At 70.3% G+C, this 13,461-nt stretch carries 12 protein-coding genes; 6 read left to right on the top strand and 6 right to left on the bottom strand.

All coding sequences use genetic code 11. The features are described 5' to 3' along the window. Window positions 1-53: 53 nt before the first annotated feature. The 5 genes from ACIOEW_RS22990 to galU form a co-directional block, all read right to left on the bottom strand. Window positions 54-704, bottom strand: a complete 651-nt coding sequence (locus ACIOEW_RS22990; RefSeq protein ID WP_401965497.1) for a GNAT family N-acetyltransferase — start codon at window positions 702-704, stop codon at window positions 54-56. Between the two features lie 17 nt (window positions 705-721). Further along, window positions 722-1,240: a molybdenum cofactor biosynthesis protein B gene (locus ACIOEW_RS22985; RefSeq protein WP_401965494.1), complete on the bottom strand. Its 519-nt coding sequence runs from the start codon at window positions 1,238-1,240 to the stop codon at window positions 722-724. After that, window positions 1,237-1,737: a cyclic pyranopterin monophosphate synthase MoaC gene (gene moaC / locus ACIOEW_RS22980; RefSeq protein WP_401965491.1), complete on the bottom strand. Its 501-nt coding sequence runs from the start codon at window positions 1,735-1,737 to the stop codon at window positions 1,237-1,239. The genes ACIOEW_RS22985 and moaC overlap by 4 nt, the downstream gene beginning before the upstream one ends. A 122-nt stretch (window positions 1,738-1,859) precedes the next feature. Beyond that, a complete protein-coding gene (gene glp, locus ACIOEW_RS22975) occupies window positions 1,860-3,170 on the bottom strand; it encodes a gephyrin-like molybdotransferase Glp (protein WP_401965488.1) in 1,311 nt (436 codons plus the stop codon). A gap of 4 nt (window positions 3,171-3,174) precedes the next feature. Next, entirely contained in the window at window positions 3,175-4,077 is a 903-nt protein-coding gene (galU, locus tag ACIOEW_RS22970) for a UTP--glucose-1-phosphate uridylyltransferase GalU (RefSeq protein WP_362542457.1), read from the bottom strand. 107 nt (window positions 4,078-4,184) lie between these two features. On the opposite strand from galU, the gene ACIOEW_RS22965 reads away from it, so the two are divergent. Further along, on the top strand, window positions 4,185-4,769 hold the full coding sequence (locus ACIOEW_RS22965; protein WP_401965485.1) for a 5-formyltetrahydrofolate cyclo-ligase: 585 nt from the start codon (window positions 4,185-4,187) through the stop codon (window positions 4,767-4,769). A gap of 66 nt (window positions 4,770-4,835) precedes the next feature. On the opposite strand, the gene ACIOEW_RS22960 is transcribed toward ACIOEW_RS22965, so the two are convergent. Beyond that, on the bottom strand, window positions 4,836-7,586 hold the full coding sequence (locus ACIOEW_RS22960; protein WP_401965482.1) for a penicillin acylase family protein: 2,751 nt from the start codon (window positions 7,584-7,586) through the stop codon (window positions 4,836-4,838). A 277-nt stretch (window positions 7,587-7,863) separates the two neighbouring features. On the opposite strand from ACIOEW_RS22960, the gene ACIOEW_RS22955 reads away from it, so the two are divergent. From ACIOEW_RS22955 to ACIOEW_RS22935, 5 genes are all read left to right on the top strand, one after another. Then, on the top strand, window positions 7,864-9,426 hold the full coding sequence (locus ACIOEW_RS22955) for a potassium/proton antiporter (RefSeq protein WP_401965480.1): 1,563 nt from the start codon (window positions 7,864-7,866) through the stop codon (window positions 9,424-9,426). Between the two features lie 312 nt (window positions 9,427-9,738). After that, window positions 9,739-11,022, top strand: a complete 1,284-nt coding sequence (locus ACIOEW_RS22950; protein ID WP_401965477.1) for an MFS transporter — start codon at window positions 9,739-9,741, stop codon at window positions 11,020-11,022. A gap of 66 nt (window positions 11,023-11,088) precedes the next feature. Continuing rightward, window positions 11,089-11,457, top strand: a complete 369-nt coding sequence (locus ACIOEW_RS22945; protein ID WP_362542446.1) for an FmdB family zinc ribbon protein — start codon at window positions 11,089-11,091, stop codon at window positions 11,455-11,457. A gap of 184 nt (window positions 11,458-11,641) precedes the next feature. After that, entirely contained in the window at window positions 11,642-12,475 is an 834-nt protein-coding gene (locus tag ACIOEW_RS22940) for an S-methyl-5'-thioadenosine phosphorylase (RefSeq protein ID WP_362542443.1), read from the top strand. 295 nt (window positions 12,476-12,770) lie between these two features. After that, a complete protein-coding gene (locus ACIOEW_RS22935; RefSeq protein ID WP_401965475.1) occupies window positions 12,771-13,370 on the top strand; it encodes a hypothetical protein in 600 nt (199 codons plus the stop codon). Window positions 13,371-13,461 lie beyond the last annotated feature (91 nt).

The raw sequence follows: 13,461 nt of genomic DNA, 5'->3' as shown, positions 1-13,461 counted from the left end.
GACGTTTGTACGTTCGTTTACAGTCGCCGCCCGATCAATTTCGAACATATATTTCATTTCGCGCGGCGCTCAGGATGCTCGGGCCGCTCAGGATGTTCCGGCCGCTCAGAACGCTCCGCACGCGCTCGGTGCCACCTCCGGAGCAGCCCGTCCGGCACCTCTTCCGCGGTGAGCGCGTAGATCAGATGGTCCCGCCAGGCGCCGTCGATGTGCAGATAGCGGGGCCTCAGCCCTTCCTCGCGGAATCCGAGTTTCTCCACGACCCGACGGCTGGGCCCGTTCTCCGGGCGAATGCACACCTCTATCCGGTGCAGTCCGACCGCGCGGAAACAATGGTCGACGGCGAGGGCGACCGCAGTCGGCATCACGCCACGGCCCGCGACCTCCTGGTCCACCCAGTAGCCGACGTGGCCCGAGCACATCGAACCCCAGGTGATCCCGGCCACGGTCAGCTGACCGACCAGCCGGCCCTCGTACTCGATGGCGAACGGCAGCATCCGGCCGGCGTTGGCCTCGGCGCGCAGATGACGGACCATCTGCCGGTACGTGGGGCGCTGGGCCACCGGGCCGCCGGGGGCGGGCGGTGGCACCGTCGCCTCCCAGGGGCGCAGCCAGTCCCGGTTGCGCCGGTTGACCTCGCGCCACATGCGCTGGTCACGCGCCTTTATCGGCCGGAGGGTGACATCACCGTCCACCAGGATCACCGGCCAGGTCGGGACGTTCAGCTCGGGCTCCCCGGTCGGGGGTGATCGCCGCCGCGGAGCTGCTCGACGGCGTGCACCAGGAGTCGTCTCAGGACCTCGAGCCCGTCACGCACCCCGCCGGTGGAGCCGGGCAGGTTGACGACGAGCGTACGGCCGGCCACACCTGCCAGACCGCGCGAGAGCGCGGCCGTGGGGACCTTGTCCCGGCCCTCGGCGCGGATCGCCTCGGGGATGCCGGGGATCTCGTGGTCCAGGATGCGGCGGGTGGCCTCGGGGGTGCGGTCGGTGGGCGAGATGCCCGTACCGCCGGTGGTCACGATGACGTCGTACGCGGCGGCCACCCCGGCCCGCAGGGCCTGCTCGACCGGGTCGCCGTCGGGAACGACCTGCGGCCCGTCGACGGTGAAGCCGAGCCCGGCCAGCGCCTCGGCGATCAGCGGTCCGCCCTTGTCGGCGTAGACCCCGGCGGAGGCCCTGTTCGACGCGGTCACGACGAGGGCGCGGTAACCGGCGGAAGGTGCCTGCGGGGTGCTCATGCGTCCGCCCCGCCGGGCGCGGTGCGCCGGTAGTCGCCGGACTTGCCGCCCGACTTCGCCTCGACCCGGATGTCCGTGATGACCGCGGACTTGTCGACGGCCTTGATCATGTCGATGACAGTGAGCGCGGCAACCGACACCGCGGTCAGGGCCTCCATCTCGACGCCCGTGCGGTCCGTCGTCTTCACGGTGGCCGTGATCTCCACCGCGTCGTCGGCCACGCCGAGGTCGACCGTGACGCCGGAGACGGCAAGGGGGTGGCAGAGGGGGATCAGGTCCGGGGTGCGCTTGGCGCCCATGATCCCGGCGATGCGCGCGGTGGCGAGGGCGTCGCCCTTGGGGACCCCCTCGCCCCGGAGCAGCTCGATGACGCGCGGCGAGACGAGGACCCGGCCGCTGGCGCGGGCGACGCGCGCGGTGACGTCCTTCGCGGAGACGTCGACCATGCGGGCGGCGCCCGCCTCGTCGATGTGCGTCAGCCTGTTCTGCGTACTCAACTAACTCCGCCTAGCGGTAGGGCGCCGGTTGCCCCTGGTGCTGCACCGGGGTGCAGGCCCGGGGTCCGGGGGGTGTCCCCGGAAGGCACAGCGGCAGACACCGTACCGCCACCGGGCGCCGTTCAGCGGAGCAGGATCACCTCGGTGTCCGCGCCGGGCTCGGCGGAGGTGACGTCCTCGGGCAGCACGATCAGCGCGTCCGCCTGGGCGAGAGCGGCGATCAGATGCGATCCGGAACCGCCGACAGGGGTGACGGTGCCCGCCTCCGCGTCGTACGTCCCGCGCAGGAACTGCCGTCGGCCGGCCGGTGATGACAGGGCCTTGTCCGTGACCAGCGACGCCCTGGCGGTCGGGCGGTTCACGTCCGGCAGGCCCATCAGGGTGCGGATCGCGGGCCGTACGAACAGTTCGAAGGAGACGTAACTGGAGACCGGGTTGCCCGGCAGTGCCAGCAGCGGGGTGTGGTCCGGGCCGATGGAGCCGAAGCCCTGCGGCTTGCCGGGCTGCATGGCGAGCTTGCGGAAGTCGACTCCGCCGCCCGGCTCGTCCTCGTCACCGGTCGGGGACAGGGCCTCCTTGACGACGTCGTACGCGCCCACGCTGACACCGCCGGTGGTGACGACGATGTCGGCCCGGATCAGCTGGTCCTCGATCGTGGCCCGGAGCGTCTGGGCATCGTCGGAGACGGCGCCGACCCGGTAGGCGATCGCTCCGGCGTCGCGCGCGGCGGCCGTCAGCGCGAAGCTGTTCGAGTCGTAGATCTGTCCGCCGGTCAGTTCCTCGCCGGGCTGGACCAGTTCGCTGCCGGTGGAGATGACGACGACGCGGGGGCGCGGCCGCACCTTCACCGTCGAGCGGCCGATCGCGGCGAGCAGGCCGATCTGGGGCGGTCCCACCACCGAGCCGGCGCGCAGCGCCATGTCGCCCGGCCGCACGTCGCTGCCACGGGCCCGGACGTGGGCGCGGGCCTCGGCCGGGCGGTGGACCCGGACCTCGCCGCGCGCGCCCTCGGGGGCGTCGCTGTGGGCGCGCATCGTGGCGGCGGGCCCGCCGCCCGTACCGCCGTCGGTCCACTCGACCGGGACCACCGCCTCGGCACCGGCCGGGAGCGGGGCCCCCGTCATGATGCGGGCGGCCTCGCCCGGTCCCACGCGCTGGTCGCCGAGGAGGCCGGCGTCGCCCGCCGCGACGTCACCGATGACGGTGAGGACGGCGGGGAACTCCTCGGTGGCGCCCGCCACATCGGCTACGCGGACCGCGTAGCCGTCCATCGAGCTGTTGTCGAAGGGCGGCAGGGCGATCTCCACCACGACGTCCTCGACCAGGACGCAGCCCTGGGCCTCGGGCAGTTGCAGCTCGATGGGTTCGAGCGGCCTCACCGTGGCGAGGATGTCTTCCAGGTGCTCGTCCACCGACCAGATCGTGCTGCTCAAGGTGCTACATCTCCTCGGTGACGTAACTGCGGAGCCAGGTCCGGAACTCCGGACCCAGGTCTTCACGTTCGCACGCGAGTCTGACAATGGCACGGAGGTAATCACTCCGGTCACCGGTGTCATAGCGGCGGCCCTTGAAGACCACGCCGTGCACCGGGCCGCCGGCCTTCTCGTCCTCGGCCAGGAGCTGGAGGGCGTCCGTCAGCTGGATCTCGTTGCCGCGGCCCGGCTCGGTCCTGCGCAGTATGTCGAAGACCGCGGGGTCCAGGACGTAGCGGCCGATGATGGCGAGATTGCTGGGCGCCTCGGCCGGCTCGGGCTTCTCGACCAGGCCGGTGATCCGCACCACGTCGCCCTCGGCCGTCGGCTGGACGGCCGCGCAGCCGTACTGGTGGATCAGTTCGGGCGCGACCTCCATGAGCGCGATGACGCTGCCGCCCTCGCGCTCCTGGATCTCCACCATGCGTGCCAGCAGCGGGTCGCGCGGGTCGATCAGGTCGTCGCCGAGGAGGACCGCGAACGGCTGGTCGCCGACGTGCGGAGCCGCGCACAGCACCGCGTGGCCGAGCCCTCTCGGGTCGCCCTGGCGGACGTAGTGCATGGTGGCGAGGTCACTGGACTCCTGGACCCTGCGGAGCCGTTCGGCGTCGCCCTTGCGGGTCAGTGCCGACTCCAGCTCGTAATTGCGGTCGAAGTGGTCCTCCAGGGGACGCTTGTTGCGACCGGTGATCATCAGGACGTCGGAGAGTCCGGCGGCGACGGCCTCCTCGACGACGTACTGGATGGCAGGCTTGTCGACGACAGGCAGCATCTCCTTCGGAGTGGCTTTGGTGGCCGGCAGGAAGCGGGTACCGAGGCCCGCCGCCGGGATGACGGCCTTGCTGATCCTGAGGTTCGACTGGGTCATGCGCAGAACCCTAACCGGCGCACATGGGCGGAAGATGAGCCTCCGGTTAACTTTGTACTCAAATATGCCGGTACGAGAGATCTATGGGTGCCCCGTTGAACACCGACATGTCCGCAAAGAGCCTGCTGCGGCGTGAACTGCTCGCCGCGCGACGCCTTCTGACCCATGAGGACGTAGAACGGGCCGCCGCGGTTCTGGCCCGTCGCGCACTCGAACTCCCGGAGGTCGCCGGGGCCCGTACGGTCGCCGCGTATGTCTCGGTGGGGAGCGAACCGGGCACCCGCGCCCTGCTGGACGCGCTGCGCGCGCGGGGCGTACGCGTCCTGCTGCCGGTGCTCCTCGCGGACAACGACCTGGACTGGGCGCCGTACGAGGGAGCGGACGGCCTCAGGAAGGCCGGGCGCGGGCTCCTGGAGCCCGACGGGGCGCGGCTCGGCCCCGACGCCGTCCTGGACGCGGACGTGGTGCTGCTTCCGGGCCTCGCCGTGGACGGGCGCGGGATGCGGCTCGGCCGCGGCGGCGGCAGCTACGACCGGGTGCTGGCGCGTCTCTCGGCCGCCGGGGCGCATCCCGCGCTGATCGTCCTGCTGTACGACGCCGAGGTGACCGCGCGGGTCCCGGAGGAACCGCACGACCACCCCGTGGACGCCGTGGTGACACCGGCCGGCCCGCGGCGCTTCGGCGACGGCTGAGGTCCGCGGACAGCGGCCGGCCCGCGGCGCTCCGGAGGCAGCCTCCGAAGGTCCGCGGGCCCGCCTCTACGGCTTCAGTGTCAGCGTGTCCGTGGTCGCCGCGGACACCGCGTTCGTCCCGAAGGACCAGTCGAGCAGTTCACCGTTGACCCACTTGTCGGTCTGGTCGGTGTAGTGCGCGCTGAACGCGTGCCCGGAGGCGCCGGTGAGGTTGATCCAGCGGGACTTGTCCCAGTCCCCCACGTTGACGACCATCCGCATCGACGGGACCCAGACGACCTCGTAGCCGCCTGCCGCGTTCCAGCCGGTGGCGTTCACCGCGGCCTCGCCGCCGCCGAGGTTCCAGGGGCCTCGGTTGAGCACCCGCTGGAGCAGTCCGGGGCCCTCCGTACCGAGGGTCTGGTTCTTCAGGGTCAGCTGGTGCAGCCGGCCCCAGTTCCAGGTGGTGATGTCCTTGCCGAGCTTGGCCGTCAGCTCCCAGCGGGCGTCCTCCATGGCACGGGCGAAGAGCTCCTCGCGGTTCTCGGTCGCCTTGTCCTTGCGGTTCGCCGGCGCCTTCCACCAGTCGCTGTCCGGCTTGTCCATGAGGTTCGCGACGACCTGGTACCAGCGGTCGCCGCCGTCCGGCTGCGCGGAGTCGGCGTCGCGCTGACCGCATTCCCGTACCAGCTTGTCCTGCTCGTCGAGCGGACCCGAGCTCTTGGCCGGGGGCACGTTCAGGCACTCGCCCTCGACCCTCATCTCCTTGGGCAGCTTGTCGCCGAAGGAGAGCTTGAGGATGTTGCGCCAGACCGCGTTGAAGTACGCGGCGGCCGCCGAGTCGGCCTCCTGGGTGTAGTCCCAGCCCTCCAGCAGCTTCTGCGCCTCGCGGACGTCCTTGTCCGAGATGTTGATCTTCATCAGCTCGGGCACCAGCAGCGCGGCGATCTCGCTGGTGTTGTCCATCTGCATCTTCTGCATGTCTTCGGTCGAGATCTTCCCGCCGCCCTTGATCTTCGACTCGACGAGGTCGTTGATCCGCTGGCTGCGGCTGCCGTAGCCCCAGTCCTTGGTGAGCATGTACGGGTACTTGTCCTCGTCGATCACGGCCTGGTTGGCGGTGACGATGTAGCCGCGCTTCGGGTTGTACTCGTACGGCAGCTCGCCGAAGGGGATCGGGTCCTTCTTCCAGCCGTACGCCGACGACCAGCCGGGGCTGGGCATCGTGCCGTCACCGGACGTGCGGACCGGGATCTTCCCCGGCGCCTGGTAGCCGATGTTGCCCTTGGTGTCGGCGTAGATGAGGTTCTGCGAGGGAACCTCGAAGTGCTCGGCCGCCGTACGGAAGGTGGCGAAGTCCTTGGCCCGGTTCAGCTCGAAGACGGCGTCCATGGACTTGCCGGGTTCCAGCGCGGTCCACTTCAGCGCCACCCCGTAGCCGTCCGCCCGGTCGGGGGCGGCATTGCTGACGGGGGCCTTCTGGCCGACCTTCTCCAGCTCGCCGCTGCGGTCGGAGACCAGCGGGCCGTTGTTGGTCTCGCGGACGGTGATGTGCCGGCTGCTGCCGCCCGCGACCTTGATGGTCTCCTCGCGGACGGTGAAGGGCTTCACCTTGCCGTCGTACAGGTAGCCGTCGCCCGAGACCTTCTCCAGGAAGAGGTCGGTGACGTCGGCACCCAGGTTGGTGAAGCCCCAGGCGACGTCCTGGTTGTGGCCGATGATCACGCCGGGCATGCCGGAGAAGGTGTAGCCGGCGGTGTCGTACTTGCAGGTCGCCGAGACGGCGCGGCAGTGCAGCCCCATCTGGTACCAGAGCGAGGGCAGCTGCGGCGCCAGGTGCGGGTCGTTGGCGAGCAGCGGCTTGCCGGTGGTCGTGTACTGCCCCGAGACCACCCAGGAGTTCGACCCGATGCCGGTGCCGTTGGGGCCCAGCAGTGCGGGGATCTCGTCGAGGGTGTCGGAGAGCGCGCCGAGCTGGACGGTGAGGCCCTGGGTGGCGCCATCGGCGGTCGCCGAGCCGATGCCGTCGGACGGTGTGGCCTGCGGGTCGAACTTCCCGGTGGCCGGGGAGATCCCGCCCTCGCTGACGATCGGCTTGTGCTTGTCGTACGGGTAGGGCGGGTACAGGTCCTCGATCTGCTTCGCGTCGAGCCGGCTGGTCATCAGCGAACGGTCGATCTCGTCCTGCATGTTGCCGCGCAGGTCCCAGGCCATGGCCTTCAGCCAGGCGACCGAGTCGACCGGGGTCCACTCGGCGGGCTTGTAGTCGTTGGTGAAGCCGAGGGCCGCGTACTCGACGGAGATGTCCTTGCCGTCGCGGTCCTTGAGGTAGGCGTTCACGCCTTCCGCGTACGCCTGGAGGTTCTTCTTGGTCTCGTCCGACAGGACGGTGTCGTACTCCTCCTGTGCGACCTTGCGCCAGCCCAGCGTGCGCAGGAAGGAGTCCGTCTCGACCTGGCCGGAGCCGAACATCTCGGAGAGCCGGCCGGCCGTCATGTGACGGCGGACGTCCATCTCCCAGAAGCGGTCCTGCGCCTGGACGAAGCCCTGGGCGCGGAACAGGTCGGCGTCGGAGTCCGCGTAGATCTGCGGGATCCCGTAGCTGTCGCGTTTCACCTCGACGTTGCTGTCGAGTCCGGCGAGCTGGGCCGTCCCGTTCGTCTGGGGATACGACGCGCGCACAGTGGATACGGACCAGTACGTTCCGTAACCGACACCCGCGACAAGCGCCAGCACCAGGACGATCAAGATCAGGCGGGCGCGTCGCCCCTTCTTCTTGCGCGGCCCACCGCCGGCGGTACCGGTGGAGCCGGAAGAGGCGGTTGTGTTGGCGGGCATCGCTGTCCTTCGAGGGGCAGGGTGGTCCTGGGAGTGCAGGAGCAACCATAGGCGCAGCGTCGCGGCAGATCCGACGCGGTATCGGGATGGTTCGAATTGTGTAGCGATCGCACGAATGCTCGAACGCATCAAGAAAACGTTAAAGATTAGGTAAGGTAACGAAGTAACCGGCCACCGGAAGACGATCCGGCAGGCGTACGCAGGGAAGGACCGGCCACTGACTGTCCACGCGCTCAACGAACTCCTGCTCGTCTGCTCACTCGTCCTGCTCGTCGCGGTGGCGGCGGTACGCATCTCGTCCCGCAGCGGGCTCCCCAGCCTGCTCCTGTACCTCGGCATCGGGATCGCCATGGGGCAGGACGGGTTCTTCGACGTCAAGTTCGACAATGCGGAACTGACGCAGGTGATCGGCTATGCCGCCCTCGTCGTGATCCTCGCCGAGGGCGGCCTCGGCACGAAGTGGAAAGAGATCAAACCCGCGCTGCCCGCAGCCGTCGTCCTCTCCCTCGTCGGCGTCGGCGTGAGCGTCGGCGTGACCGCGGCCGGAGCGCACTATCTGGTCGGTCTGGAATGGCGGCAGGCGCTGATCATCGGTGCGGTCGTCTCCTCCACGGACGCCGCCGCGGTCTTCTCCGTACTGCGCAAGGTGCCACTGCCCGCCCGGATCACCGGCGTCCTGGAGGCCGAGTCCGGCTTCAACGACGCCCCTGTGGTGATCCTGGTGGTGGCCTTCTCGACCGTGGGCCCGGTCGACAGCTGGTACGTACTGGTCGGCGAGATAGCCCTGGAACTGGCCATCGGCGCAGCCGTGGGCATCGCTGTCGGCTGGCTCGGCTCGTACGGCCTGCGTCATGTGGCCCTGCCCGCCTCGGGCCTCTACCCGATCGCGGTGATGGCGATCGCTGTGTCCGCGTACGCGGCCGGCGCGATGCTGCACGGAAGCGGATTCCTCGCCGTCTACCTCGCCGCGATGATTCTCGGCAACGCCAAGCTGCCGCACTGGCCCGCCACCCGAGGCTTCGCCGACGGACTGGGCTGGCTGGCCCAGATCGGGATGTTCGTCCTGCTCGGCCTCCTGGTCACCCCGCACGACCTGATCGACGACTTCTGGCCCGCCGTCGTCGTGGGACTGGTGCTGACCGTGGTGGCCCGGCCACTGGAGGTCTTCATCTCGCTGGCGCCCTTCCGATTGCCCTGGCAGGAGAAGGCCCTCATGTCCTGGGCCGGGCTGCGCGGCGCCGTGCCCATCATCCTGGCGACCATTCCCATGGTGTCCGGGATCGAGGGCTCCACCCGGGTCTTCAACATCGTGTTCGTACTCGTCGTCGTCTACACCCTCATCCAGGGACCGACCCTGCCCTGGCTCGCGAAGGCCCTCAAGATCGCCGACGACCCGTCCGAGACGGCCGACCTGGGCATCGAGTCGGCCCCGCTGGAGCGGCTGCGCGGACATCTCCTCTCGGTGGACATCCCCGCGAAGTCGAGGATGCACGGCGTCGAGGTCGGTGAACTGCGCCTGCCCGCGGGAGCGGCGGTGACGCTGGTCGTCCGGGAAGGCAAGAGCTTCGTGCCCGCACCCTCGACCGTGCTGCGCCGCGGCGACGAACTGCTGGTCGTGACGACCGACCCGGTGCGCGACGCCACCGAGGCCCGGCTGCGCGCGATCGGCGAGGGCGGCAAGCTGGCCGGCTGGCTGGGGACCGGCGGGAACGCCGCCGACGAGACCCTCACCGGACCGAACGTGGCCAACGCGCTCAAGGCAGTGAAGAAGCTGGGCAGAACGGACGACGCCAGGAAGCACGAGGACCGGGCTGCCCGGGATACCAGGGCGCACCACTGAGGGCCTGCGGACACACCCCGTGTCCGCAGGTGAGAGAGGTTGCCTTGCGCACAATCACAGGTGGATCAGGACCTTTGCCTGTACCATCAAGGAAACCCAGATCGACCTATTTGATCCACCAACTCTGCCTGATGCAGAGCTGGCGCGACCGTATGGCGGTCGTGGCGTCCTCCGCCCTTGCTGCGAGCGCCCGGCATCTACCGCAGTTCCGCGCGAAGAGGACAGCTCTCGGCAGCTCCTGACCGGGTCCGCACCCACGTGCCGGCCCACCTCGCAGGAGCACGGCCACCAGGCGGCAGAAAGGCATGGACCGTGGTGTCCACGGTCTCCGACCGCCCCGGATACGGGCAGTTGCTGCGCACCCCCGGTGCGTGGACCTTCCTCCTGCCGGGCTTCGCCGCACGGCAGCCCTTCGCGATGCTGACCATCGGCATCGTCCTGCTGGTCCAGCACACCACCGGCTCCTACGGCAGCGCGGGCGCCGTCGCCGCCGTGACCGGCGTCTCCATGGCCCTGTTCGCACCGCAGACCGGCAAGCTCGCCGACCGCTTCGGCCAGCGTGCCGTGCTGCTTCCGGGCGTCCTCGTGCACGCGGCGTCCGTCGCTGCCCTGACCGCGCTCGCGCTGGCGGACGCCCCGATGTGGGCGCTGTTCGCCGCAGCCGTTCCCACGGGTGCCTCCATCCCGCAGATCGGCCCGATGGTGCGCGCCCGCTGGGCGGCCGTGCTCGGGGCGGCGCCGGGCCGGGAGGCCTCGCCGCTCATGTCGACGGCGGCGGCCTTCGAATCGGTGACGGACGAGTTCACGTTCGTCATCGGTCCGGTCCTCGCCACCGCGCTTTGCACCGGAGTGCACCCGGCGGCGGGGCTGATCGCCGAAGCTGCCCTGACCCTGTTCGGCGGCCTGTTCTTCGCCGCGCAGCGCGCCACCCAGCCGGCCGTGCGCGGCACCGGGTCCGCGGGGTCCCAGCCGCACGCCTCCGCGCTGTCCGTACCCGGCGTACGCGTGCTCGCGGTGGCCTTCCTCGGGATCGGCGCGGTCTTCGGCGGGATGCAGGTATCGCTGACCGCGTTCGCCGAGGAGATCGGCAGCCCCGGTGCGAACGGTCTGCTGTACGGGATCTTCGCGGCCGGCAACATGCTGGCCGGCATCGCCTGCGGCGCCATCGCCTGGAAGACCGGGCCGCGGCGCCGGCTGATCGCCGGATACGCGGCCCTGACACTCACCGCGTCGGGCCTCTGGGCCGTGCACTCCGTGCCGCTGCTGGCCGGGCTCGGGCTGCTGGTCGGACTCTCCATCGCACCGGCCCTGATCAGCGGCTACACCCTGGTCGATGCGCTGGTCCCCGGATCGGCACGGACCGAGGCCTTCACCTGGCTGACGGGCGCGGTCGCGCTCGGCCAGGCGGGCGCGGTGACCGTGGCCGGGCGGCTGGCCGATGCTCATGGCGCGAGCACCGGATTCCTGGTGCCGCTGGTGGGCACGGTGCTGGCGCTGGTGACGTTGGTGGCGCTGCGTTCACGGCTTCTCCCGAGGGCCTCGGGGCGGACCGTGGCACGTGGGATCGGTCACCGCGAGCCGGTCACGGTGGACTGATCCAGCGGAATAAGTCACTATGGAGCGTCGTTAGCACTCATCGAGTCAGAGTGCCAGGAGGAACAAGTGCCGACTTACCAGTACCAGTGCACCGAGTGTGGCGAGGGCCTCGAAGCGGTGCAGAAGTTCACCGATGACGCCCTCACGGTGTGCCCGAGCTGCGATGGACGCCTGAAGAAGGTGTTCTCGGCGGTCGGCATCGTCTTCAAGGGATCCGGTTTCTACCGGAACGACAGCCGCGGTTCGTCGTCGAGCAGCACGCCGGCCCCGGCCGCTGCGAAGGCAGCCGGATCCTCGTCCTCGACGGGATCGGACGCGAAGTCGTCGTCCTCTTCGTCGACGTCCTCCGCCGGTTCGTCCAGCTCCTCCACGGCGTCTTCTTCGTCGTCCCCGTCTTCTTCGTCGTCCTCGTCGAGCGGTTCGTCGGCCGCCTGAGCCGCCTGCCCGACCGTTTCACCTGGCTTCACCGGGACCCCGCCGATCCGCTCGGCGGGGTCCTCGGCGTTTGCCGCCCGGCCGCACCCCCGGGCCTTGGTGACGCCCCCTTCCGCCCGGCCGCATCGCCGGGCCTTTTCCGCCCGGCCGTGTCGGCCGCGGGGTGAACGCCTACTGTGACCGCATGGTGAACGCAGAGATCGGTGTGATCGGCGGTTCGGGGCTGTACTCCTTCCTGGAGGACGTCACCGAAGTGCGCGTGGAGACCCCTTACGGAGCGCCGAGCGACTCCGTGTTCCTCGGCGAGATCGGCGGCCGCAAGGTCGCCTTCCTCCCCCGTCACGGACGCGGCCACCATGTGCCGCCGCACCGCATCAACTACCGCGCCAACCTGTGGGCGCTGCGCTCGGTCGGCGTGCGTCAGGTGCTCGGCCCCTGCGCGGTGGGCGGGCTGCGGCCGGAGTACGGACCGGGGACGCTGCTCGTACCGGACCAACTGGTGGACCGTACGAAGACGCGCGTCCAGACGTTCTACGACGGGGAGACCCGGGCGGACGGAGCGGCACCGAACGTGGTGCATCTGGGTTTCGCGGACCCCTACTGCCCCGAGGGCCGCAAGGTCGCTCTCGCGGCGGCCCGCGGACGGGACTGGGAAGCGGTGGACGGCGGCACGCTCGTGGTCGTCGAGGGGCCGCGCTTCTCCACGAGGGCCGAATCGCGCTGGCACGCGGCGATGGGCTGGTCGGTGGTCGGGATGACCGGGCACCCCGAAGCCGTGCTCGCCCGGGAGCTGGGCCTCTGCTACACGACGATGACGCTGGTGACGGACCTGGACGCGGGCGCGGAGGCCGGCGAGGGCGTCTCCCACGAGGAGGTGCTCAAGGTGTTCGCGGCCAATGTCGACCGGCTGCGTACGGTCCTCTTCGACGCGGTGGCCGCGCTGCCCGCGGAGGCGGACCGGAATTGTCTGTGCGCGCATGCGCTGGACGGGATCGAGACGGGTATCGAGCTGCCGTAGGGAGCTAGTCCCGGCGGCTCTCCATTCGAGCCTTCAAGCTCCTCTACCACGCCAACCTCGCCAAGCACCTCAAGCACCTCAAGCTCGCCAAGCGCCTAAAGCAGGTACTTCGCCCTCGCACGGGTGAGGGAGTTTTCCACATCGGGTGGCCCGTCCACAGGGCTCAGCGGGAATCGCACGGGTGGTGGATCGTGAGGGCTGTTCGGCCGTTTCCCTTCGGCCGGACCTCACGATCCGATTCACCCCGTCCGATTCATCCCGTCCCTGAACTCCCTCGACGCAGGCGGTGTTTGGCATGTCCCCGTACGGCCCTCCCTCCACGCCCTCGCAGCCCTCAGCAATCTCCCCATCCGCATCTCCACCCCTGCCCGCCCCCGCGCCGCCACCCTGCGGGGTGCCGCCCTTCCCCCCGTTGCGGGTGCGCGGGGGCAGTGGACACCGGCTGCGGCGCGCGGTGTGGCGACAGCGGCGGGCGATGGGTGCGGGGCTGGCCCTGACGGCTGCCGCGCTGGCCGCTTCGGGGCTCGGCGGAGGCGAAGCCGGCGGCGGGGGCAGCGGCGCGGGCGGTGCCGGCAGCGGTGCGGCGCACGCGGCCGGGACGGCGCATCGGCGGGCGTCGCCGCCGGTTCGTCTGATGTCCGCGCCCGTCCGGATCGCCGATGCGGAAACCGTCCGGCTGCTGCGGCCGGGAGACCGCGTCGACGTGATCGCGTCCGAAGGCGCCGGGGGCGGCTCCCGGGTGCTGGCGAAAGGTGCGCGGGTGACCCAGGTCCCTGCGTCCACCGAGGGTTCCGCGGAGAGCGGGGCGCTGATCGTGCTGTCCGTACCGCGGGCGACGGCCACGGCGCTGGCCGGTGCGGGAATCTCGGCCGGGTTTGCGGTGATCCTGTGTTGATTCGTACTGACGAACCATCACGTCACCGGGCATCAACCGTGAATGGGGTGGATTCCCCTTGTACTGCCGTAGGTTGCGGAACAGTTCGCTC

Source organism: Streptomyces sp. NPDC087901, assembly GCF_044742205.1.
Lineage (GTDB): Bacteria > Actinomycetota > Actinomycetes > Streptomycetales > Streptomycetaceae > Streptomyces.
The sequence above is the reverse complement of the archived record's forward strand: the minus strand, read 5'-3'. Positions and strand labels throughout refer to the sequence as shown.